This window comes from Paraburkholderia yinzeri, assembly GCF_046581065.1.
In the GTDB taxonomy this organism is placed as follows: Bacteria; Pseudomonadota; Gammaproteobacteria; order Burkholderiales; family Burkholderiaceae; genus Paraburkholderia.
Genome location: NZ_JBFOCJ010000002.1, coordinates 375296 through 397615 on the forward strand (window position 1 = coordinate 375296; position 22320 = coordinate 397615).

20 protein-coding genes are annotated in these 22320 nt (G+C 63.5%); 11 read left to right on the forward strand and 9 right to left on the reverse strand.

The features are described 5' to 3' along the window. The first annotated feature begins 270 nt into the window (after nucleotides 1-270). The 3 genes from WJ542_RS18855 to WJ542_RS18865 all read left to right on the forward strand — a co-directional run bounded on the left by WJ542_RS18855 (nucleotide 271) and on the right by WJ542_RS18865 (nucleotide 3023). Nucleotides 271-735 (forward strand): universal stress protein, encoded by a 465-nt coding sequence (locus WJ542_RS18855; protein WP_411190956.1) that lies wholly within the window; start codon nucleotides 271-273, stop codon nucleotides 733-735. A 180-nt stretch (nucleotides 736-915) separates the two neighbouring features. Beyond that, the gene (locus tag WJ542_RS18860) at nucleotides 916-1671 is read left to right on the forward strand and encodes a helix-turn-helix domain-containing protein (RefSeq protein WP_411190957.1); all 756 of its coding nucleotides are present in this window, start codon (nucleotides 916-918) and stop codon (nucleotides 1669-1671) included. Nucleotides 1672-1745: 74 nt separating this feature from the next. Continuing rightward, nucleotides 1746-3023, forward strand: coding sequence for an SUMF1/EgtB/PvdO family nonheme iron enzyme (locus WJ542_RS18865; protein ID WP_411190958.1), 1278 nt, complete (start codon nucleotides 1746-1748; stop codon nucleotides 3021-3023). 36 nt (nucleotides 3024-3059) lie between these two features. Here WJ542_RS18865 and WJ542_RS18870 read toward each other — a convergent pair whose 3' ends face one another. Both WJ542_RS18870 and WJ542_RS18875 read right to left on the reverse strand, forming a co-directional pair. Further along, on the reverse strand, nucleotides 3060-4304 hold the full coding sequence (locus WJ542_RS18870) for a metal-dependent hydrolase family protein (RefSeq protein ID WP_411190959.1): 1245 nt from the start codon (nucleotides 4302-4304) through the stop codon (nucleotides 3060-3062). A gap of 55 nt (nucleotides 4305-4359) precedes the next feature. Then, nucleotides 4360-5727 (reverse strand): MFS transporter, encoded by a 1368-nt coding sequence (locus tag WJ542_RS18875; protein WP_411192492.1) that lies wholly within the window; start codon nucleotides 5725-5727, stop codon nucleotides 4360-4362. A gap of 274 nt (nucleotides 5728-6001) precedes the next feature. Here WJ542_RS18875 and acnB point away from each other — a divergent pair, with 274 nt between their 5' ends. Continuing rightward, on the forward strand, nucleotides 6002-8587 hold the full coding sequence (gene acnB, locus WJ542_RS18880) for a bifunctional aconitate hydratase 2/2-methylisocitrate dehydratase (protein WP_411190960.1): 2586 nt from the start codon (nucleotides 6002-6004) through the stop codon (nucleotides 8585-8587). 163 nt (nucleotides 8588-8750) lie between these two features. Next, nucleotides 8751-9194, forward strand: a complete 444-nt coding sequence (locus WJ542_RS18885) for a hypothetical protein (RefSeq protein WP_411190961.1) — start codon at nucleotides 8751-8753, stop codon at nucleotides 9192-9194. A gap of 15 nt (nucleotides 9195-9209) precedes the next feature. On the opposite strand, the gene WJ542_RS18890 is transcribed toward WJ542_RS18885, so the two are convergent. Further along, the gene (locus WJ542_RS18890; RefSeq protein ID WP_411190962.1) at nucleotides 9210-9446 is read right to left on the reverse strand and encodes a hypothetical protein; all 237 of its coding nucleotides are present in this window, start codon (nucleotides 9444-9446) and stop codon (nucleotides 9210-9212) included. Between the two features lie 513 nt (nucleotides 9447-9959). Between WJ542_RS18890 and WJ542_RS18895 the strand changes: the two genes are divergently transcribed. Next, a complete protein-coding gene (locus WJ542_RS18895; RefSeq protein ID WP_411190963.1) occupies nucleotides 9960-10538 on the forward strand; it encodes a LysE family translocator in 579 nt (192 codons plus the stop codon). Between the two features lie 26 nt (nucleotides 10539-10564). Next, nucleotides 10565-11863 carry an NAD(P)/FAD-dependent oxidoreductase gene (locus WJ542_RS18900; RefSeq protein ID WP_411190964.1) on the forward strand — a complete coding sequence of 433 codons (1299 nt, stop codon included), beginning with the start codon at nucleotides 10565-10567 and terminating at the stop codon, nucleotides 11861-11863. Nucleotides 11864-11914: 51 nt separating this feature from the next. Here WJ542_RS18900 and WJ542_RS18905 read toward each other — a convergent pair whose 3' ends face one another. Next, nucleotides 11915-12046, reverse strand: a complete 132-nt coding sequence (locus WJ542_RS18905) for a hypothetical protein (protein WP_411190965.1) — start codon at nucleotides 12044-12046, stop codon at nucleotides 11915-11917. Nucleotides 12047-12266: 220 nt separating this feature from the next. Between WJ542_RS18905 and WJ542_RS18910 the strand changes: the two genes are divergently transcribed. From WJ542_RS18910 to WJ542_RS18920, 3 genes are read left to right on the forward strand one after another with little or no spacing between them, the layout of a single operon-like run. Continuing rightward, the gene (locus tag WJ542_RS18910) at nucleotides 12267-13511 is read left to right on the forward strand and encodes an alkaline phosphatase family protein (RefSeq protein WP_411190966.1); all 1245 of its coding nucleotides are present in this window, start codon (nucleotides 12267-12269) and stop codon (nucleotides 13509-13511) included. Further along, on the forward strand, nucleotides 13508-13759 hold the full coding sequence (locus tag WJ542_RS18915; RefSeq protein ID WP_411190967.1) for a hypothetical protein: 252 nt from the start codon (nucleotides 13508-13510) through the stop codon (nucleotides 13757-13759). The genes WJ542_RS18910 and WJ542_RS18915 overlap by 4 nt, the downstream gene beginning before the upstream one ends. Nucleotide 13760: 1 nt before the next feature. Beyond that, complete coding sequence (locus WJ542_RS18920; protein WP_411190968.1) at nucleotides 13761-14720, forward strand: quinone oxidoreductase family protein; 960 nt, start codon at nucleotides 13761-13763, stop codon at nucleotides 14718-14720. A 67-nt stretch (nucleotides 14721-14787) separates the two neighbouring features. Here WJ542_RS18920 and WJ542_RS18925 read toward each other — a convergent pair whose 3' ends face one another. Beyond that, nucleotides 14788-15657, reverse strand: a complete 870-nt coding sequence (locus tag WJ542_RS18925; RefSeq protein ID WP_411190969.1) for an intradiol ring-cleavage dioxygenase — start codon at nucleotides 15655-15657, stop codon at nucleotides 14788-14790. Between the two features lie 110 nt (nucleotides 15658-15767). Between WJ542_RS18925 and WJ542_RS18930 the strand changes: the two genes are divergently transcribed. Further along, a complete protein-coding gene (locus WJ542_RS18930) occupies nucleotides 15768-16691 on the forward strand; it encodes a LysR family transcriptional regulator (RefSeq protein WP_411190970.1) in 924 nt (307 codons plus the stop codon). Nucleotides 16692-16720: 29 nt separating this feature from the next. Here WJ542_RS18930 and WJ542_RS18935 read toward each other — a convergent pair whose 3' ends face one another. The 4 genes from WJ542_RS18935 to WJ542_RS18950 all read right to left on the reverse strand — a co-directional run bounded on the left by WJ542_RS18935 (nucleotide 16721) and on the right by WJ542_RS18950 (nucleotide 22311). Further along, a complete protein-coding gene (locus WJ542_RS18935) occupies nucleotides 16721-17689 on the reverse strand; it encodes a hypothetical protein (RefSeq protein WP_411190971.1) in 969 nt (322 codons plus the stop codon). An 88-nt stretch (nucleotides 17690-17777) separates the two neighbouring features. Beyond that, entirely contained in the window at nucleotides 17778-20759 is a 2982-nt protein-coding gene (locus WJ542_RS18940; protein WP_411190972.1) for a Tn3 family transposase, read from the reverse strand. 35 nt (nucleotides 20760-20794) lie between these two features. Continuing rightward, on the reverse strand, nucleotides 20795-21268 hold the full coding sequence (locus WJ542_RS18945) for a 3'-5' exonuclease family protein (RefSeq protein ID WP_411190973.1): 474 nt from the start codon (nucleotides 21266-21268) through the stop codon (nucleotides 20795-20797). An 89-nt stretch (nucleotides 21269-21357) separates the two neighbouring features. Then, nucleotides 21358-22311, reverse strand: coding sequence for a DNA-binding protein (locus tag WJ542_RS18950; protein ID WP_411190974.1), 954 nt, complete (start codon nucleotides 22309-22311; stop codon nucleotides 21358-21360). Nucleotides 22312-22320: the final 9 nt, after the last annotated feature.

Consider the following 22320-nt stretch of genomic DNA (forward strand, 5'->3'; position numbering starts at 1 on the left):
GGAAGTCACGGCAGGAGTCGAAAGCGGCGCGGCGCAGCGAAAGAGTCGCCACGATAGCGAGACGGCAGAGCCTCCGCAAGTCTCCGGCCGACGTCCATTTGTTGATCTTCCTTCCAGCCGCTTCCATTTCTCATACAACTGACCCGCATTTTTTTCCACAATCGTTTAGACTTTCTGTCAGCTTGGTCAGCCCTACCGGATCTTTCAAGGCTGCGCCATCACGCGAAGTCCAAGCCGCGCACGTTCCGATCTCATACAAGCGGAGGTTCCATGTACAAACGCATTCTCGTCGCGGTCGACGGCAGCGACACGTCGCGGCGAGCCTTCGAAGCGGCGCTCGAACTCGCGAAAGCGATGGACGCGACCCTGCAGCCTTACTACGTGATCGAAAACACGCCGATGTACTTCGACGCACCCGGTTACGACCCGTCCATCCTGCGCAACCAGATGATCGCGCAGGGCAACGAGCTTGCGGCGCAGTTGACCAGCACCATGCGCGAGCGCGGCGTGAATGGCGACATGCTCACGGGCGAGGCGTCGTCGCTCGACGACGTTCCCACGCTCGTGCTAAACGCCGCGAAGACGGCCGGCGCCGATCTGATCGTGATGGGCACCCACGGCCGCCGCGGGTTCCAGCGGCTCATTCTCGGCAGCGTTGCCGAGCGCTGCGTGCGCCAGTCGACGCTTCCGGTCCTGCTGATTCCGTCCTCGGCCGGCGCGACGGTGGCGGTATAATAAAAAGATAGCGGTCCGAAACTTGACGCTTGACAAGAGGCTGCTTGCGCGTATCCCTTGACGCGCGCGGCCTCTGACAACGCGCAAAGACATCCATCTCAAAAGCGCGTCATTTTGCCGCCAATTCAAGTCTGAAACACGGTGGGACAATTGCTCCAGCACAAATACAGGAGCAGGCAGATGCTAACGCCAACCGTCGTCTCTCATACCACCGTACGCCGCACGAACCGGACGTCTGCAGCGAATCTTCGCAGCTCGGCCCGCTGCTCCAGTTGTGCGATGCGCCACCTCTGCATGCCGCAGGGCCTCGCTGTCGACGACATGCCCAAAATCGAAGCCCTTATCTGCAGCGCACGCAGCGTGCGGCGCGGCGAAGCGCTCTATCGCGCGGGAGATCCGTTCGACAATCTCTACGCGGTTCGTTCCGGCTCGCTCAAGACCGTCATGGCCCACCGCGACGGGCGCGAGCAGGTAACAGGCCTTCGTCTCGCCGGCGACCCGCTAGGCCTCGACGGCATCAGCACCGACAGCCATACCTGCTCGGCCGTCGCGCTCGAGGACAGTTCCGTCTGCATCATCCCGTACTCGGCGCTCAAACACCTGTGCCGTGAAACCGGCGCGATGCAGGACCGCCTGCACCGGCTGATGAGCGAGCAACTGTACCGGGAGTCGTCCCAGATGATGGTGCTAGGCTCGCTCTCGGCCGACGAGCGCGTCGCGGCCTTCCTGCTGGACGTATCGGACCGCAACGGCCAACGTGGCTATTCGCACGCCGAATTCAATCTGCGCATGACGCGCGACGACATGGGCAGCTATCTTGGCATGACGCTGGAAACCGTGAGCCGTACCTTGTCAAGATTTCAGAAGCGCGGCCTGATCGACGCGCAGGGCAAGCTCATTCGCATCATCGACTTCGAAGGGTTGCGCCACGTCTGAGCGTCGCGCCGTGGCACGACTCCTGCGACAGCGGTAAAGTCTCGAACACCGCCCAAGCATGGAGAACCGCCATCATGCCTCTCCCGCCCGCCCTCACGCTCGGCGAGCGCCTTATCGCCGCACGCGCCGCCAGCGATGCACTATTCGACATCGTCAAGCCCGAGTTCCTCTACGAACGGCCGATAGGCGAGCGGCACCGGATCGTGTTCTATATCGGCCATCTCGAAGCGTTCGACCGCAATCTCTTCGATCAGCGCCTGTTCGACCTGCCGTCCGTCGATCCCCGGCTGGACCGGCTGTTCGCCTTCGGCATCGATCCCGTCGACGGCGGGCTGCCCACCGACATGCCGGAAGACTGGCCTCGCCTCGCCGAAATACGCGATTATGCGCACGCGAACCGTGCACATATCGACGAACGGCTCGCCACGCTCGGCCTGCCTCCCGACACCTCGCATCATGCAGGTCCCGGGCAATTGCTCAACGTGGCGATCGAACATCGGCTCATGCACGTCGAGACGCTCGCCTACATGCTTCACCAGTTGCCGCACGGCCAAAAGCAAGCGCTCGCTGCGACGTGCGCCCTGCCGGATCATCTGTACACCGTAACGTCTTCGATGGTCAGCGTGCCGGCGGGCCGCACCGAGCTCGGGATGACGCCGGAACGCGGCTTGTTCGGCTGGGACAACGAATTCGGCGAACAGCAGGTGGAGCTTCCGGCCTTCGAGATCGACCGCTACATGGTCAGCAACGGCGAGTATCTGGCGTTCCTCGAAGACGGGGGCTATCGCAACGAGACCTGGTGGAACGATGCCGACTGGGCGTGGAAAGAGGCACAAGGCGTCGCCCATCCGGTGTTCTGGTCGCAGAACAAGGGGCAATGGCGCCTGCGAACCATGTTCGACGACATTCCCCTGCCGCTCGCCTGGCCTGCGTACGTGAGCCACGCGGAAGCGAGTGCGTTCGCGCGCTGGCGCGGCGCCCGCCTGCCAAGCGAGGCGCAGTGGCAGCGGGCGGCACATGGCGCCCTGCCCGGCACGACCGACAATTTCGATTTCCGCAGCTGGAATCCCGTTGCCGTGGACGCGACTTCGGATAGTGCAAGCACGTGGGGCGTGGAAGGGCTGTATGGCAACGGCTGGGAGTGGACGTCGTCGGTATTCGGACCGTTGCCCGGCTTCACGGCCTTTCCTTTCTACGAGGGGTATTCCGCGAATTTCTTCGACGGCCGGCACTACGCGATGAAGGGCGGGTCGCCGCGAACGGCGGCTTGCATGCTGCGGCCGACGTTCCGCAACTGGTTTCAGCCGAGGTATCAGTATGTGTATGCGGGGTTCCGGTGCGTGAGGTCGTAAGGAGCAACGCCTGCACCAGAACCATCGTACTCCTGTTCAATGCAGTTCGTTGAATTCGATGCGACCGCCCTTCATCACCAGCGGAATGTGGTCGCCCTGGCCGCCGAGACAGTTCAAGTCGCGCAGCGGATCGCCATCGACCACCAGCACGTCGGCGCAGGCACCCGGCGTAAGGCGTCCCAGCTTGCCCGTCATGCCGAGAATTTCGGCGCCGATAGTCGTGGCGCTACCGATGATCTCCGCGGGCGTCAGGACTTGTGCGCGAATCGCGAACTCGTCGCTTTGCATGCGATGCGACGGGCCGAGCAGATCGCTGCCGAAGCCCATCTTGACCCCGGCGCGTTTGAATATTTCCAGCGACTTCAAGCCGGCCTCGCGCACGATGTCGATCTTGGCCGCGCTCTCGGGGGGCAAGCCGTAGCGCACGCCCTCGAGATGCAAGGCCTCGTAGGCCACCAGCGTAGGGACCGCGTACGCGCCGTACTCGGCCATCAGCGCGGCGCTTGGTGCGTCGATCAGGTTGCCGTGCTCGATGGTGCGCACGCCGCAGCGCACCGCACGCTGCATCGATTCAGGCGTATAGGCGTGCGCCATCACGTAGGTGCCGCGCGCCTCGGCTTCGGCGACGACCGCGCGGATCTCGTCCTCCGAGTAGCCGAGCGCGCCAACCGGGTCGGTCGGCGACGCAACGCCGCCGGAAGCCATGATCTTGATCTGGTCGGCGCCCATCTGCAGTTCTTCCCGCACTGCCCGGCGCAACGCGTCGACACCGTCGACTACCCGGCTCAATGCCCCGACGCGCACGCAGCAGTTACACGGCGCGTCGCCGGCGATGAAGTCCGAGCGCGCGCGCACGTCGCCGTGGCCGCCGGTCTGGCTGAGCGCGCGCCCGGCGATGAACAGCCGTGGGCCCTGCGCGAGGCCCATTTCTATCGACTGCTTGAGCGCGAAGCCGGCACCGCCCGCATCGCGCACCGTCGTGAACCCGCGCCGCAAGATGCCGCGCATGATCGGAAGCGTCTTGAGGGTCACGAATACGTTGGGCATTCTGGCCTGGCTCGGCAGGTCGAACTGTGTCGCGATCATATGTGCGTGCAGGTCGATCAAGCCAGGCATGATGGTCTTGCCTTCGAGGTCGATGACCTGCGCGTCGTGCGCGGCAATCGGCTGTTGCGATACTTCCTTGATCGTGTCGCCCTCCACCAGCAGATTGTGGCCCGGCTGCAAGGCCCCTCGCTGTGGATCAAGCAAAGCGCCGTTCTTGAACAGGATGCGGTCCATACGTTCCTCCTTCGAATGCCTCGTGTGAGCGCACCATGCGCGGGCTGCGAGCGGTTCAGCGTTTCAGGCGCATGGCGGCAATTTCTTCCAGCGATCGGCCGCGCGTGGGTACGCCCATGATGAGAACGGCGAGCGCGCCGATGATCAGTACCAGCGTCGTGGCGCCGAAAACTCCGCCGAAGCCCAGACGCGGGTAGAGATAGCCGACCAGAATGGGCGCGGCGATCGCGCCCAGGCGCCCGATTGCCGAAGCAACGCCCATGCCGGTCGCACGGACATCGGTGGGGAACACTTCGGGCGTGAAAGCGTAGACGCCGGCATAGGTCCCGTTCATGAAGAACGACAGCAAGAAACCCGACGTCAGGATTCCGGCATTGCCGTGCGTGAGCGCGAGCCCCAGCGCGGAGATACCGCCAAGGGCCATGTAGATCGCGATGGTGGCCTGGCGGCCGATCTTTTCATTGATCCACGCACCCGAAAAGTAACCGGGAATTTGCGCCAGGTACATGACGAGCGAATACGAAAAGCTGCGTGTAATGGTCATGCCGCTTTGCACCAGCAGGCCGGGGATCCACGTAAAGAACGCGTAGTAACTGAACGTGATCGACAGCCACATCAACCAGGCCATCGCGGTAATGCTCGCCAGTTCGCGCGACCAGAGCGCCTTGAGGTTACCCAGCGGTGTGCCGCGCCCCGCGGTGGCCAGGGCGACCGGCTCGTGCGCCTGCAGCGGTTCGAGCTGTACGCCGGCGGCACGCAACTCCGCCTCCATTTGGTCGACGATCGCCTCCGCTTCGGCGGTTCTGCCGCGGCTGTCGAGCCAGCGCGGCGATTCCGGCAGCGCGCGCCGCCACCACAGCAGCATGACGACCGGGAGCGCGGTGATCACCGAGACAAGACGCCACGCGCCGGGCGCGAGCGGAATGACCAGATAGCCGAGCACCGCGGCAGCGACGAAGCCGAACGAGAAGAATGCCGCCAGACTACCGGTGAACGTGCCGCGATACTTGCGCGCCACGAACTCCGAGAGGAACGGCGCCACGATGGCACTTTCGGCGCCGGTGCCGACACCGGCGACGATGCGCATCGCCATGAAGAAGGGCCAATCCTGCGCCGCGGCGCTAATGAGCGAGGCGACGCAGTAGATGATCAGCGCCCACACCATGACCGTGCGCCGGCCGATCACGTCGCCGAGGATGCCGGCCACCGCGGCGCCGAAGAAATAGCCAATGAACGTGCCGCTGCCGAGCACGCCGGTCTGCACGCTGCCCAGATGCCACTGCGCGCGCAGCACGGGCAGCATGAAAGCCAGCACGGCGGCATCCATCGCATCGAACACGTACCCCAGCCCTCCCAGCCACAGCAGTCGACGATGAAAGCTCGCGTACGGCATGCGTTCTATGCGTGCTGGAATCGTCGACATGGCTTGCCTCCGGGAGGGGAGCGGCGTGGCGTCGGGCAATGTCAGGCGAGTATATGGAGCCAAAACAGACGCGTCTTGGCAAAAAGACACGCCCAACATGCGGATTCCAGCATAACGGCAGGCCGCATTGAGCGAAGGGTTGATCAAGTCTTATATAAGACATAAGACATTTGACGTTACAGGGCATTGGAACTAGAATCGCGATCAAAGCAGTGCCCGGAACAGCCTCGCCGCGCCCGGCCATCCCCTGAAACGCAATACCAGCAGGTCCACCATGCTTGAAAACTTCCGTGCTCATGTAGCCGCGCGCGCCGCGCTCGGCATTCCCCCCCTGCCGCTGACGGCTCAGCAGACCGCCGAGCTGGTGGAACTGCTGACGAATCCGCCCGCGGGCGAAGAGCAGACCCTGCTCGACCTGATCACCCACCGCGTGCCCGCCGGCGTGGACGAAGCCGCCCGCGTGAAGGCCGGTTTCCTGGCCGCCCTCGCCAAGGGTGAAACCGCCTGCGCGCTGATCTCGCGCGCTCGCGCCACCGAACTGCTGGGCACGATGCTGGGCGGCTACAACATCGCCCCGCTGATCGAGCTGCTGTCCGACGCCGCAGTGGGCACCACGGCCGCCGAAGCACTGAAGAAAACCCTCCTCATGTTCGACCAGTTCCACGACGTGAAGGAACTGGCCGACCAGGGCAACGCGAACGCCAAGGCCGTGCTGCAAAGCTGGGCCGACGCCGAATGGTTCACGAGCCGTCCGGAAGTGCCGCAAAGCCTGACCATCACCGTGTTCAAGGTGACGGGCGAAACCAATACCGACGACCTCTCGCCGGCCCCGGACGCCACCACGCGCCCGGACATCCCCATGCACGCGCTGGCGATGCTGAAGAACGCCCGTCCCGGCATTACGCCGGAAGAAGACGGCAAGCGCGGCCCGGTCAAGTTCATCGAGTCGCTGAAGGAAAAGGGCCACCTGGTAGCCTATGTGGGCGACGTGGTCGGCACCGGCTCCTCGCGCAAGTCGGCCACCAACTCGGTGCTGTGGTTCACGGGCGAAGACATTCCCTTCATCCCGAACAAACGCTTTGGCGGCGTGTGCCTGGGCGGCAAGATCGCCCCGATCTTCTACAACACGATGGAAGACGCCGGCGCCCTGCCGATCGAACTCGACGTCTCGCAGATGGAAATGGGCGACGTGGTCGAACTGCGCCCGTACGAAGGCAAGGCCCTGAAGAACGGCACAGTCATCGCCGAATTCCAGGTCAAGTCCGACGTGCTGTTCGACGAAGTGCGCGCCGGCGGCCGCATTCCCCTCATCATCGGCCGTGGCCTGACCGCCAAGGCGCGTGAAGCGCTGGGCCTCGCCCCGTCGACGTTGTTCCGCCTGCCGCAGCAGCCGGCCAACAGCGGCAAGGGCTTCTCGCTCGCGCAGAAGATGGTCGGCCGCGCCTGCGGCCTGCCGGAAGGCCAGGGCGTGCGCCCGGGCACGTACTGCGAACCGAAGATGACCTCGGTCGGCTCGCAGGACACCACCGGCCCGATGACGCGCGACGAACTGAAGGACCTGGCGTGCCTGGGCTTTTCGGCCGACCTCGTCATGCAGTCGTTCTGCCACACCGCCGCCTATCCGAAGCCGGTGGACGTGAAGACCCACCAGACGCTGCCGAACTTCATCAGCAACCGTGGCGGCATCGCGCTGCGCCCGGGCGACGGCGTGATCCACTCGTGGCTGAACCGCATGCTGCTGCCCGATACCGTGGGCACCGGCGGCGACTCGCACACGCGCTTCCCGATCGGCATCAGCTTCCCGGCGGGTTCGGGCCTCGTCGCCTTCGCGGCCGCCACCGGCACGATGCCGCTGGACATGCCGGAATCGGTGCTCGTGCGCTTCAAGGGCAAGATGCAGCCGGGAGTCACGCTGCGCGACCTCGTCAACGCGATCCCGCTGTACGCCATCAAGCAAGGCACGCTGACGGTCGCCAAGCAAGGCAAGAAGAACATCTTCTCCGGCCGCATTCTCGAAATCGAAGGACTGCCCGACCTGAAGGTCGAGCAAGCGTTCGAACTCTCGGATGCATCCGCAGAACGTTCGGCCGCCGGTTGCACGGTCCACCTGAACAAGGAACCGATCATCGAATACCTCAACAGCAACATCACGCTGCTGAAGTGGATGATCGCGCAAGGCTACCAGGACCCGCGCAGCCTCCAGCGCCGCATCAAGGCGATGGAAGCATGGCTGGCCGATCCGCAACTGCTGCAACCGGATGCGGACGCCGAGTACGCCGCCGTCATCGAGATCGATCTGGCCGACATCCACGAGCCGATCGTGGCCTGCCCGAACGATCCGGACGACGTGAAGACGCTCTCGGACGTGGCGGGCGCTACGATCGACGAAGTGTTCATCGGCTCGTGCATGACCAACATCGGTCACTTCCGTGCCGCGTCGAAGCTGCTGGAAGGCAAGCGCGACATTCCGGTCAAGCTGTGGGTCGCTCCGCCGACCAAGATGGACCAGAAGCAACTGACCGAGGAAGGCCACTACGGCGTCTTCGGCACGGCCGGCGCGCGCACCGAAATGCCGGGCTGCTCGCTGTGCATGGGCAACCAGGCACAGGTGCGCGAAGGCGCGACGGTCATGTCCACCTCGACCCGCAACTTCCCGAACCGCCTTGGCAAGAACACGAACGTATACCTCGGCTCGGCGGAACTGGCGGCGATCTGCTCGCGTCTGGGCAAGATCCCGACCAAGGAAGAGTACATGGCCGACATGGGCGTGCTCAGCGCCAACGGCGACAAGATTTACCAGTACATGAACTTCGACCAGATCGAGGACTTCAAGGCAGTCGCCGACAGCGTGACGGTGTAAGCGCGCTGCCGAACTCCGGCGCGGTGTTTGCGTCGTAGTCGTAGCACCACGAAATGGCGCCGCAGGCTGAACGCTTGCGGCGCCATTTCTTTTGGCGTGCCCTGAGGGACCGTTTGTGCGTCACACTCCGTTATCGGAGCCGCCACCCAATCTGGAAAACACCATGAAACGCCTGTTACTTGCCGCGCTCGCCGCCGCCTCGTTCACGACTTGCGCTCATGCGCAAAGCACCGCGTCCGATGCGCTCGTCACCGCTTCAGGCACACTGCAATTCGTGCGCGACGACCACGATTTCGTCGCCATGCTCGACAAGGAAATTTTCGACCGCTTCGACGCGAAAACGCTGGTGCATTTCGACGAAGCCGGCCAGGAAACTGACCACGCAAGCGGCACGATCACGCGCATGCTCGTGCAGACCGCTTACGGTCCCGTACTCTACGACTTTCGCCGCCATCCGCCGCTTGTACAACGCTCGAATCTGCGCATGACGGTCAAGCGCGTGTACTGGCAACCCGATGAAGTCGTGATGCAAAGCCCGGAAGGCTGGTTCCGGTTCAGAAACGGTACGCTGACGAAGCTGCAATCGTCGACGACAACGTACCATTGACGCACTCACGCACGGTCAGGCCGGCACGTGGGCTTCGCCGGCCGGTTGCCAATGCTCGGCGATAGCCTTGTCCGGTATGCGCACCGTTGCAAGCAACGGCAGGTAGCCAAGCAGCCTTGCCTCACTAATCGCGAGTCTCTCGGAACGAAGCAGTTCCTTCGATATCTTCGTGCCATCCTGCGTTTCAATGCGATAGCCATCAATCGGCCCCCACTGCCCCTTCGGTACCGGCTCGATATAAACGTGCAACATCTCGTCTCTCCACAGGTTCAAGAATCTTTATGTAGAGAGTACCGGGATAAGTGACCGTCGCGGCCCCCATGCCATCTCTGCGGAAGCCAAAAAAAACATTGTTGATTCAACGACATACCACCGTCTTGTCACAATACGCAATTCACTCCAACGATACGCAACGTCTGTCTGTTGCGCCGCGGCAGCGTTTTCTGGCATACGCGACATAATTTTGTATTGTGAGATTTGGGCATCATCCCGGCATGCCGGCACCCTCGCTGACTAACCGCGCTTCGATCCCGCTTTCGTGCGCGCGCTCATCGCACGAAAGCACAGACCGTCCGCGATGGCAAAATACGGCTATCGGCTGCGGCAGGCCGCCGGGAAACCGTCTCGCCGCTTCCGGTTGCGCTGATCGGGAACAAAAATTGCCGCGTCAGCCCGCTGAATCTCCGTGCCCCCTTCGGCAAATTTCATACGTCACGCCGGAAGGCACCTTCTGACAACACGATGATTCCACTCCCTGGCCTCGGCTTGTTCCTGCCTGGCGTGCTCCTCCTTCTGGTGATGCCGGGCCCCACCAATACGCTGCTTGCTGCCGCGGGACTCGCGCAGGGTTTTCGCCGGTCGTCGCGACTTACCCTTGCGGAGGCCGGTGGATATGCAATCGCTATCTCCTTCTGGGGGATGTGCCTCACCACGCTCGCGCAGAGCTTGCCCTGGCTTCCGGCCGTCGTGCGAGGGGGAAGCGCAATCTACATCGCTTATCTCGCGGTGCGCTTGTGGAATGCGACGCTCGAACTCGCCAACGGAGAACATAAAGTGATCGGCACGCGGGACCTGCTTTTCGCGACGTTGCTGAATCCGAAAGCGATTCTGTTCGGCGGAACGATTTTTCCCAAAGCCGCTTTCGCGAGCGGCGTGGCCTGGCTGGAAGCAATGGGACTCTTTCTCGCCTCGGTGTTTCCCATCGGACTGCTCTGGGTGGGTCTGGGCGCGCAGCTCGGCGCCAGTCGCCTGGGAGTGCTGACGCCGAAATATCTGCTTCGCAGTGCTTCCCTTGTCCTCGGCGTTTTTTCGGTGACGGTCGCGCTATCGGCCTTGCGTTCATGAATACGCCCTTTCTGGAAGCCAGCACAATGAACTCATCGAAAAGCGATTCGAGCCGGCCGGACGTGCTGATCATCGGCGGCGGCCCCGCCGGCGCCACGGCGGCAGCCTTCCTCGCGATGAAAGGACGCCACGTCGTGCTCGTGGAGAAGGAAGCGCATCCGCGCTTTCATATCGGCGAAAGCCTGCTGCCGCGTAACCTCGACGTTTTCGAGCGGCTCGGCGTTCTGGATCAGGTACAGGAGATCGGCGTCCATAAGCCGGGGGCCGAATTCGTTTCGGACCGTACCGGCCGCAGTTGTGCGTTTCCGTTCGAAAACGCGCTGAATCGAGATCGTACGCACGCCTGGCAAGTACGGCGTGCGGACCTCGATGCCCTGTTGTTCAGACACGCCGGCGCGCGCGGGGCCGAGTGCTTCGAGCGCACGCGTGTCACGGAAGTCAGGCTGGACGACGCCGGCGGACGTCACGTCGTGTCCGCACAGGACGAATCGGGCGGCACCCGCGAATGGCATCCGCGCTACGTGCTCGACGCTTCGGGCCGCGATACGTTTCTCGCGTCGCGGATGAAGGTCAAGACTTCGAACAAATACAACAACACGGCGGCCGTTTATGCGCATTTCACAGGCGTGGCGCGCCGGGAAGGCGACCTCGCGGGCTACATCAGCATTCATCTGGCGGAGGACGGCTGGTTCTGGCTGATCCCGCTGCCCGGCGACACCATGAGCATTGGCTTTGTGGGCAACCAGGCAGCGTGGAAAGCCCGCAAGGGAACGCCGACCGATCTGCTGACCGAGCGTATCGCCTCGAGCCCGACCGTCGCGGCTCGCGCGCAAGGCGCACAGCGCGTATCGGACGTCTACAGCACCGCCAATTACAGCTATCGCGCGCGCGAGGGCAACGGTAACGGCTTCCTGATGATCGGCGATGCCTACGGCTTTGTCGATCCGATGTTCTCGACAGGCGTATTGATGGCGATGACGGGAGGAGAACTCGGCGCCGAGGCGGCCCACGTCTGGCTCGACGATCCGGCACGCGGAAAGAAGCTTGCGCAAACCGCCAACGAAGAACTGTCGGCGGCAATGGATCGGATCAGTTGGCTGATCTATCGCGTGAACGACCCTGTCATGCGTACGCTTTTCATGGCGCCGTCCAACGGTTTGTGGATGCGAGACGGCATCGTCAATCTGCTGGCGGGCAATCTCCGCGGAAGCTGGCGCGCCGCACTCCCGGTGATGTGCTTCAAGGGCGTGTATCACGTGCTTTCTGCACTGCACCGCCGTGGCATCGAGATCTCGCTGCCGGAGGCGCCCCCGTCCGAAACCTGAAGGGCTTCGCTTGCGGATTGCGGATTGCGCTTTGAAACGGGCTTGAGCGCGTCAGAACTTGTGAACCATGCCGACGATGATGCCGCGCGTATTGGCCCCCGGTGTAACGGCGATACCGCCATAGGCCGTACCGTTCAGCGTGAATTCACCCGTGTTGCGGTTCTCGATGAAGCCGGCCGACACGTTGCGTCGACGTTGTATCGACGGGGCCGGTGCCGGGCGTATCGCTTTGAGGGAGGAAGAATATCGGCAGGAAAATCGACTGTCCCTGCACAAAAATTCGATTCGACAGCACTTTCGGAAGTGCCGGTGCCATGCGGGTTACTATCTGGCATTGAGCGGGCCTCGCGCCCGAAGGCAGAAGAACCGCCCGGATGTGCAGCGAACGACAGGAGCATGCCTCATGAACGCAAACGCAGCGGCCACAGCCGGTCTGGACCAGATCATCCAGCATGTCTTCGTGCTGATGCTGGAAAACCGGTCCTTCGACCATCTGTTCGCGCTGTCGGGTATCGCCGGAATCGCGGGCGCGACCGCCGCAAATTCGAACGCCTTCAACGGCGCCGCCTACGCATTCGGCGGCGGCGCGCCTGGCCAGATGCCCACCGACCCCGGGCACGAATTCACCGACGTGGTCGAGCAGCTTTGCGGCCCGGGCGCGCAATTCCAGCGGGGCCAGCCCTATCCGCCGGTCGACAACTCCGGCTTCGTCTCGAACTACGCGACCACCCGCACCGAGGGCGCGCCACCGCGAGGCGGCGACGTGGACGACATCATGCTCGGCGTCGACGCCCGCGCGCAGTCTCCCGCGCTGTACCAGCTCGCCACGCAGTTCGTGCTATGCGACGGCTGGCATGCGTCGATGCCCGGCCCCACCTGGCCGAACCGCTATTTCCTGCATGGCGCTTCTTCGGCCGGACTCGATCATTCGCCAAGCTCGGACGAGATGTGCACGTGGGATGGACTGGACGGTTTCCCCTATCCGAACGGATCCATTTTCGACGCGCTCGGCAAAGGCAACTACCGCCTGTACCAGGACCACCTGGGCGATCCGCTCGGACACATACCGCAGGTGGCGTCGCTCAAGGGCATCAGCTTCAGCGACATCGACGATCTGTCCCATTTCGAAGCGGACCTCGCCTCGAACTACACGGCCCGCTATACCTTCATCGAACCGGGCTACGGCAACGTCGTGAACAACACTTACGAGAACGGCAGTTCGCAGCATCCGATGGATGGCCTCTCCGGCGGCGACCAGCTTGTCGCCCGCGTCTACGGCGCGATCCGCAACTCGCCGGTGTGGGACAAGAGCCTCCTTTTGATCCTCTACGACGAGCACGGCGGCTTCTACGACTCGGTCAGGCCCGGCCAGGCCGTGCCGCCGAACGACGGCGCGCCCGCGACGCTGAACGCAAACGGATTCGGCTTCGACGTGTATGGCGTGCGCGTTCCCGCCATCGTCGTGTCGCCCTGGGTCGCACAGGGTCAGGTCGATCACACGACGTATGATCACAGTTCGGTGCCAGCGACCCTGCAACGCCTGTTCGGCCTCTCACCGCTGACCGATCGCGACAGGGACGCCAACGACGTCCTGGCGCTGATCACCCAAACCTGCCGCCCGGACTGCCCGGAAAGGATCGGAACATGACCCAGCCAACGCCCGCGCACGAGCGCGACCACGAGCCCGTGCCCGATTCCAGCACGCTGATGGGCCTGCTACACGTGCTGCGCAAGGCACACAGGGAACGGGTCGGCAACGACGCGGCACACGCGCGCTTCAGCCGGGTCGCCACGCGTGGCGACGCGCGCGAGTACATCCTCGAGGTGATGGCGCCGCTGAAAGAAGAGCGCGAGAAGCAGCGGCAAAAACGGCAACACAACACCAGGAGCGGATGACGTGAAAGCCTTGCAATTCAAATCCTTCGGCGCCCCGGACGTTCTCGAATACGTCGACGTGCCCACACCGGAACGGGACAGCAGCAGCGCCATCGTCCAGGTTCGCAGCGCGTCGGTGAATCCGAGCGACGTCAAGAACGTATCCGGGCATTTCGACCACACGGTTCGGCCGCGCATCCCCGGACGGGATTTCAGCGGCGTCGTGGTGGAAGGGCCGTCCGAATGGCTCGGCAAGGATGTGTGGGGCACCGGCGGCGACATCGGCTTTACGCGTGACGGCACGCACGCCGAGTACCTCCGGGTGCCGCTTGCGGCGCTTTCTCGCAAGCCCGAAACGCTCTCGCACGAAGAGGCGTCGGCCATCGGCGTGAACTTCGTCGTCGCCTGGCTCGGGACCGTCACCTATGCACAACTGAAAGAAGGCGAAACGATTGCCGTGATCGGCGCAGGCGGGGGAGTCGGCGGCGCCGTTACGCAAATCGCAAAGGCGCGCGGCTGCCGGGTGATCGGCATTGGCACTGCCGCGCCGGCTGCCGGCTCGCCTGCTGCGGAGCTCATCGACGAATACGTGCCGTTCGACGACAACACGATCCACCGTGTTCGCGAACTGACGGGCGGCGTCGACGTGGTGTACGACTCCGTGGGTGGCATTGCCTTCGAAACCGCCCTGCATCTGGCGAAGCGGCGCGGCCGCGTGGTGGAGATCAGCGCCACGGGCAAGCGGCGGGTGGATTTCGACATGATCGACTTCTACCACAACGAAACCCAACTGTTCGGCGCCGACAGCGCGAAGCTGAGCGTCGCCGAGTCGGCGCCGCTCATGACCGCGCTCGTAGAAGGCTTCGAAAGCGGCAAGCTGAGAGCGCCCATCATCGCTCACCGCTTCGATCTGGCTCACGGCCAGGACGCATATCGCGCCGTCGCCGCGGGTACCGCCGGCCGTGTTGTCATCAACATGTAATTGCGTTTGATCATCGAATGACTCTACCAGGGAGTACGAATTACGGAGTGCGCGAGTAACGACGGACTCAACCGCCGGAAGCGCGGTTCAGCACAAAAGTGAAATCGAGCGTGCTGAAGGGCGTTTCCATGATCGTGCCGTCCGGCGCCGCCCCGGCTTCGTGACGATGCCAGTCGGCAATCAGCGATGAGCGCACGCCGAAGACGGCGTCGGAGTCGAGGTACTGGTCGCCGTCGCGAAACACGTGCGTAATCAGACGCTCGTAGCCCGGCGCCTCGATCATGAAATGGAGGTGAGCCGGCCGCCACGGGTGGCGTCCCAGTGCCTTCAGCATGCGCCCCACCGGGCCGTCGTGAGGAATGGGATAGGACTCCGCCGTGATCGAGCGGAAGTGGAAGGTGCCGTCCTCCTGGCTACGGAGCGTGCCGCGCCCCTTGTTTTCCGCCTGCCCCTCGTACTGCACGTCGTAGAAGCCGTCCGAGTCGGCCTGCCAGACCTCGACGCGCGCGTGCGGCACCGGCTCACCCGCGAGGCCCGTCACCTTCCCGCTGACGAAGCACGGCTCGCCCTTCGCCCCATTGCCCACGTCGTCGCCGTTCTCGTATTCCGGCGCATTCTCGACGAAGAACGGTCCGAACACCGTGGATTCGGTGCAGCCGGCGGGCTTCCGGTTATTGAGCGCCGTGACCAGCATGGATAGCCCCAGGGTATCCGAGAGCAGGATGAACTCCTGGCGCTTGTCGTCGGTGATATGCCCGACGTCGGTGAGAAACTGGATGCCCTTGAACCACTCTTCCTCGGTCAGCTCCACGTCGCGCGCAAAGGCGTGCAGGTGCTGAACCACGCTCGTCACGATCTGCTTGAGACGCCGGTCGGTCGCATTGGCGTGGCGAGCGAGAACGATCTGGGTAATGGTGTCTTCGTCGACGTTACGCATGGTGTCTCCGTGTTTGTCCGCTTTGAGACAAAATATAGTCGACCGTCGGCCGGTGAAAAAGCCCGCCGCCGGGAAACATAATCCCGCCCGGCGGGAAACCGGAGACAGACGTGGACAAGTGGGCGGAAGTCCAGCTATTCGTGGAAACCGCGGAGCGCGGCAGCATTTCGAAGGCCGCCGAGGTGCTGGGGCTTTCGACGTCGGCGGCCGGCCGGCATCTCGCCAATCTCGAACAGCGCCTGGGTGCGCGGCTCGTCGAGCGCAACACGCGGCGCCTGTTCCTGACGGAGGTTGGCGAGGAGTTCTATCGCCGCTGCCGGAATCTGCGCTCGGAAATGGAGGAAGCGGAGGCGTGGGTCGGTTCCGCCCTGTTGAGCCCGGCCGGCACGCTACGCCTGACCGGATCGGTCTCGTTCTGCTCGCAGATCCTCGCGCCGTTGCTGCCTCAGTTCACGGCGCTCTATCCGAAGCTGGAGGTCGCCATCACGGCGGCCAACCGCTACTTCGATCTGATCGAAAGCGGCATCGACCTGGCCATCCGCACGCGCGAGCACGAAGCGGATTCAGGCCTCGTCATTCGCCGTCTGGCGGAAACGCGGCGCATTCTTGCCGCGTCGCCCGAATATCTCGCGCGTCACGGCACGCCGCGCTCGATCGACGAGCTCGCCGGGCATCAATTCCTCATCTATACGCTCGCCAACAACCCGCACGAGCTTTCGTTCACGAAAGGCGCGTTGACCCGGACGGTCAAGATCGGCGGCACGCTCGAATCGAACGAAGGCCAGGTGATCTGCAAGGCGGGACTGAGCGGGCTTGGCATCGTCATCCAGCCGATCTACATCATCCACGACGACGTGGTGGCCGGCCGGCTCGTTCCGATCGTCGACGACTGGGATCTGCCCCGCCTGAAGATCAACATGGCCTACCCGAAGCGGCAGTACGTGCCGTCGAAGGTACGCGCCTTCATCGACTTCCTGGTCGCGCACTTCGACGCCATGGAGTACGAGCGGCGCTGGACGCAACGCTGGCCATGATGCGCATTCAACGCTTGATCGGCAACGACTCAGGGGTTCGGCACGCTTTTCGGCACATACACGACGAACTCCGGTTGATCGGGAAGATTGTCCAGCAACACGGTGCTGTTCCCGCTCGCGTCGTAGCGATAAATCTGGCGCTGCTTCCGAAGGGCAACGTAGAGGTTGCCCGTGCCATCGAGCGCCATGCCCGATCCCGAATCCGGCAGTTTGATCTTTTTGGTCAATGCCAGCGTTTCTCCGCCCTGCCCGACCGGACTACCGCTCCAGATCCGGTCGCCCGCGCACACGAGCAAGGTCGTGCCTTGCGCGAGCAGATGGGTCACGTCGCCAACGGCGTCGCTGGCGCCCCAGTAGGTGCCCGCTGCCGGGTCGTACAGCCTCACGACCCCGGCCGCCTCATCGGCCACGCACAACACCCCGTTGCAGAGCACCACGTCGCGGACCGAATGATGGATCTTCTCCTGCCCGCCCCTGGCCGCAGCGTCCGCTCCGGCGGTGGTCGTACTGTAGGCAAGGCCTCCCTTGCCGGTCGGCACGGGGGGCGTAGCCGGCACCGGCGGCAAGGCGGGCGTGGCCGACGCCACCAGGGTGCCGTCGAGAAAGGCGGTCTTCTTCGATGGATCGAGAAACTGGTTGAGCCAGGATCCCGCGGGACCTGGCTGCACGCTTGCCGTTTTCCCGTCGACCGAAACGTTTAGCAACGTCACGACGTTCGTGTCCTGGCTGGACACGAAACAGGTGCGTCCATCCGCCGTGAATTCGACGGCGAACGGATGATCGATCGCCCGCACGTCCGTGCCGCCCTGACCGCCAGAAGCCAGCGCGCCCACGTAAAACCAGTTTTCGTTGGGCAATGGCGAGGCGGGCGCCTTGACGAAGCAAAGGACGTTGCTGGTCGCCTTCGCGCCGTTGGCCACGTAGAGATAGCCGTTTGCGAAGCTCAGGTCCCGCAACTCCGAAAGCTCGACGCCCGCCGGCACGCAGAGAATGTTCAACCAGGGCGGAGGCGGCCCGTCCGGGGCCGTCTCGTCATAGGCGTAAAGAGGGTCGGCCGGGATTCGTAAAATTTTCGCCAAAAGCACTTTAAGCCGCTGATTCAAAAACGAAATCGATGCTCGGATCGAGCGGTGGCGCCTTCCGCTGGAGATCCAGCAAGTAGGAGCCGAGCCGGTTGATGTGCTCGCGCCGGTACGGCGACAGCACCCGCAGCACCGCAGCGTCGACCGGATGGCGCTTGGCCTGCAACTCCTTGAGCTTTCGGGACATCCACTGCACGTTGTAGAGGATGACCATGTTCGCGACGAGCTGGTTGTACTTGATGACCTTGCGCTGCTCGTGCCGCAGGTTCTCCGCGATCACATCCCCGCCGAACATCAGCCACTTCGCGAAGTCGTTGAACTGCTCGCTCTTGTTCGTTGCGGCGTGGATCGTGCGCCGCATGTCCGGCTCGTTGATGTAGCGCAGCAGGAACATGGTGCGCACGACGCGCCCGAGTTCGCGGAAGGCGAAATACAGCTTGTTCTTCACGCTCTCCGAGCCCAGGCGACGCAGAATCGTTGAGGGCGTCATTCGGCCAGCCTTGATCGAGATGGCGACGCGCAGCATGTCCGCGAAGTGTCGCTCGATCAGCGCCCAGTCGATACTCGCCCGAAATAACGACTCGATGTTCTTGTACCGCCGGCGCCGATCGGCCTTGTAGAAAACCAGATCTTTGACGTCGCGGATGCGCGGCATCAGGTTGATACCGAGCAAATGCGCGAGCGCGAAGACCGGCGCGCTTTGCGCGTGCGTGTCACCGTGAACGGTATCGGGCGGCACGTCGGACGTGTTCTTGATCAGCCCGTCGAGGATGTAGACGGCTTCATGCACGCCGCAGGGAATGAAGTGGCTGAACAGCGCGATGTACTTGTCGGAGACGTGGTAATAGCCGATGCCGCCATAGCCGCCGTACCGGATGTGGTATTCGGACAGCAGATTCTGCTCATAGAGGTTCCACTTCGTGCCGTCGGCTGACACGCGGCTGCCGGAACCCCAGAATTTGGGCAACATGAATTGGTTGAAGGCGTTGATGACCTTGACGATCGCCTTGTCGAGCCGCTCCTCGGTGACGTGGCGCAGATTGAGCCAGGCAACCTGCTTGCGGCTGAGATTCTTCACCGAGCGCGCGGTCTGCGTCGGGCCCAGGTTGCAACCGTAGCAGAACAGCGTCGTGATGAAGCGCTTGCGCGGCTCGTCGACCTTGGCCTCGAAGCCCGAGAGCGGGCCAAAGAACTTGTGCAGATCGAGCCACTGCTCGGTCTCGCTCAGGATGTCGAGAATGCTGACGGCCCGCATCGACGCCGTGATGGCGTGGTCGATCAGCTCCATGTTCGGGGGATCGGGCTTCTTCTCGAGCTTGTGGAGAATCAGACCCTGCTCGCCGATCTCCACGTGGTCGTTTTCCGGGAACGCGGCATCGACCGCGTCGGCCAGTGCGCTCAGTTCATCCTTGAGTTGCCGCACGAAGGCGCTGCCGTCGATGGGGAAGTCGACGAGTTCGCTGTAGCGCGGCAGCTCGTCGCGGAATTCGTCCCACGACACTTGATGCTCGCGGGGATCGTCGAACTGGTCACTGTGCTCAACGTAGACGTCGCCGGAGTTGAGTTCGCGCATGAGCTGGCTGAACAGGCACAGTTCGAAGTACTTCCGGTGCAGCAATCGAGACGATCGGCCATCCGGAAACACGCACTTCTCCCACTTTTCCGGAATCCAGTCGAGAGGCAACTGGGCAAGATCGGCCTCGCTAAGCAGCAGATACTCACGTCGCGACGAGCGGTATGGCTTTAGCCAATCGAGCGCTTTGAGCAGCGCATCATCCTGCGAGCTCGACTTCACTGAGAGGATGTCGAGGCATTGAAACAACAGCGAGCGAAGCTTTTGGTATGGCGCCAGTAAGAACGGAAACGTGTGGTTGCCGGCTTGCGCGATGTGCTCGTTGCACTGAACCAACACCGAATCCGGATCGTCGTTGAGGGCTACGCGCATGCGCTCGATGCGAGCGGCCGCGGGCAACTCGTCATCTTGGAGGATGTGAAGCACATCGCGAAATTGGCTAACGAGCGATTGCAACTGATCGGCGTGTCTCAGTCGATATTGCTCGAGCCGGAGCTTGGCCGTGCTCTCCAGGTTGCGCACCGTCTTGATGAAGATCTCGGCGACGTCGTCGAGCGCTTTCTGCAACTGCGAGAAGATAAACAGGACGGCAAGCGTGTAGCGTTTGGTAGGCTTGAGGGCACGCATCTCATGGATGTCGAGTGCCCGCGCCTCCGTGACGAGCTGCATGCGTTTCGGCACGGAGAGGATATCCGGCGCCGGCGGCAGTCCATCGGCCAACTCGCTCATCGCCTGGATGTGCTTGAGAAAGCTTGCCACCTCGCGCGGTCCCGGGCGCTTGGGTTCGCGCTTCAGTTCATCCCAGGCTGTGCGGCCTGCGCGTGCCAGGAAAAGCTCGTCGAGCCGCTTTCGCAAGGGTTCGTCCAGCGCCTCTGTGAATGCGCGGTAGATGGCCTCGTTGAGCTGACCGCGGGCCTGGCTCGCGATGCGCGAAAGTGTCGCGAGCGGCGGCAATTCGTAGCGATGGCGAACGAGCTCCTCGAGCATGACGTTGATGATGTCAGGCAGTTCGGCCTTGGTGCGCGCAGCGTTGGCAGCCCAGGAAGTGAGCTGTTCGTTGGTCGAGGCGTCCAAGGGAAGAATGCGGGCGTACTCGCGCAGGATCTTCTGATGCCGAGACTTGCTGCCCGAGCGGTCGTAACGCGTGAGCGTTGTGCGCGGCAACGGGCGTGCGCCGAGCACCGTGCAGACATGCTCGATGATCGCCGACGGCACGTCGGATACGAGCGGCATGTATCCAAGCCGTTGCAACAGCTTCAACTGCGTGAGGATCAAAACGCGCGTCGGCGCCTGGCGGAACAGGCCGCCAACGAAGCGAATTTCAACCGAGCTGGGCGTGTAGACCACGCGTAGCTCGTCGTCGCTTACCTCGGCAGGCAGGACGGGGTAAGCGGTGTCGTGAACGTTGCTCATACCGTCGGGCTGGATCGATTGTCGAACTGCGGCGGTTAGGTGAAGGCACAGGCGTTGGCTCGTGCGTCGTGCAGCGCGTGATGCTCGCCCCCGTGCTCGGCGAAGTATGACGCAAGGCGTTCCGCGCTCAGCCGCGGATTGACGTTCTCGTTCTTCCAGCCCCGAGGCAGCGGGCCGCCGAGCAACAAACCAAGCAGCACAAAGTCGCCTTCATAGTCGTAGCACAGCACCGGCTTTGGCCTGGTCGGTATGGCTTGCAGCCAAGCCAGTAGTTCGCATTTCAACTGTTCGGCCGTCATCGCTCGCCCCGGGAACTGGCCGAGTTGTGGGAGCACAACTTCGCGGACGAAATCACTGCACCGCGCACGATCGAAGTCCGAGCGCTCGGCGTAAAACTCACGGTCATCTTCGCCGACGATCGCCACGCTAACGAGCTCGCAGGCATCGAAAGACGTGAATTCGGTGTCGAGAAAGTAACGGGTCTTCCACGGACTGCGCGGGGCATTCATCGTTGTTGTTCCCGAGAGGTGCGTTCTGGCCGCGCGATTGTAGCGCGGGGCGTCGGGCAGCTCGACGACGTATGCGCCGAGTCACATCATCACGTCGCCTGGCGAGAGCGTTTCGTCGCGCGCGCCGGCGTGGGCTCTGCTCGCGCACTGAGCTGCCCACGCAAGAGGGCAATCCCCTGGGCAAGTGCATCGCGCTCGCGCCGCAGTTCGCGCGCTTCCTCCATGACGCTCGTGAGCTGCTTTTCGTGTCGCTCGGCGAGGCGCCGCTGCTCGGCCGCGTCGGCCGTGAGCCGCTGTACGTCGCCGACGAGCTGCTCGTTGCGCTGCTGGGCCTTCGCAAGAGCGGTTTCCGCGCGGCGCTGTGCGTCGCGAGCCTCCTCGCTTTGCATCATGACACGCTTTTGTACGCTCTCGAGCCGCACGGTGGCCGTGTCGATTTCTACGCGCAAAGTGGCCTCCTGAGCAACACGGTCAGCTCGAAGCGCATCGAGCTCGCGGGTGTGCGCCGCCTGCGCTGCACGCAGTGCCTCTTCGCCCTGGGCACGGGTGTTGTCGCGTTCCGCAGTAGCAGCCTGCGCGGCTTGGACGGCCGCATCGCGCTCGGCTTGCGCACGCGCGCGCTCGACGGTCACCGCGGCGAGTTGCTCCTCGCGTTCATCGAGCTGCGCACGCAGCGTCTGGGCATGGGCCTCCAGCGCCGCGTGAGCAGTGGCCAGGGATTCGGCCCGCGCCGTGGCGTCGGCCGCTTCGCGCTCAAGTTCCTCGCCGCGTCCGGCGAAAGCCTGCTCACCGTGCTCAACGGCGAGGGCCCAAAGCGAAAGCATTGCGTTGGCGACCGGCGCAGGCAGCGCTGCTGCGAGCGCGTCGTTGCGCGCCTGTTCGTCTTTCCAGAGCTTCAGTTCGTCGTTGATCGTCGTGCGGCTGCCCTGGCGGATCTCGGCATAAATCATGTCAACGGTGAGTGCGTGCGGGAGCCGACCAGCGGCGACAAGGCGTGCGGCGGCTTCGCGGGTGCGCAGACGGGTATCACTGATGCGGCTCATGGGCGGATT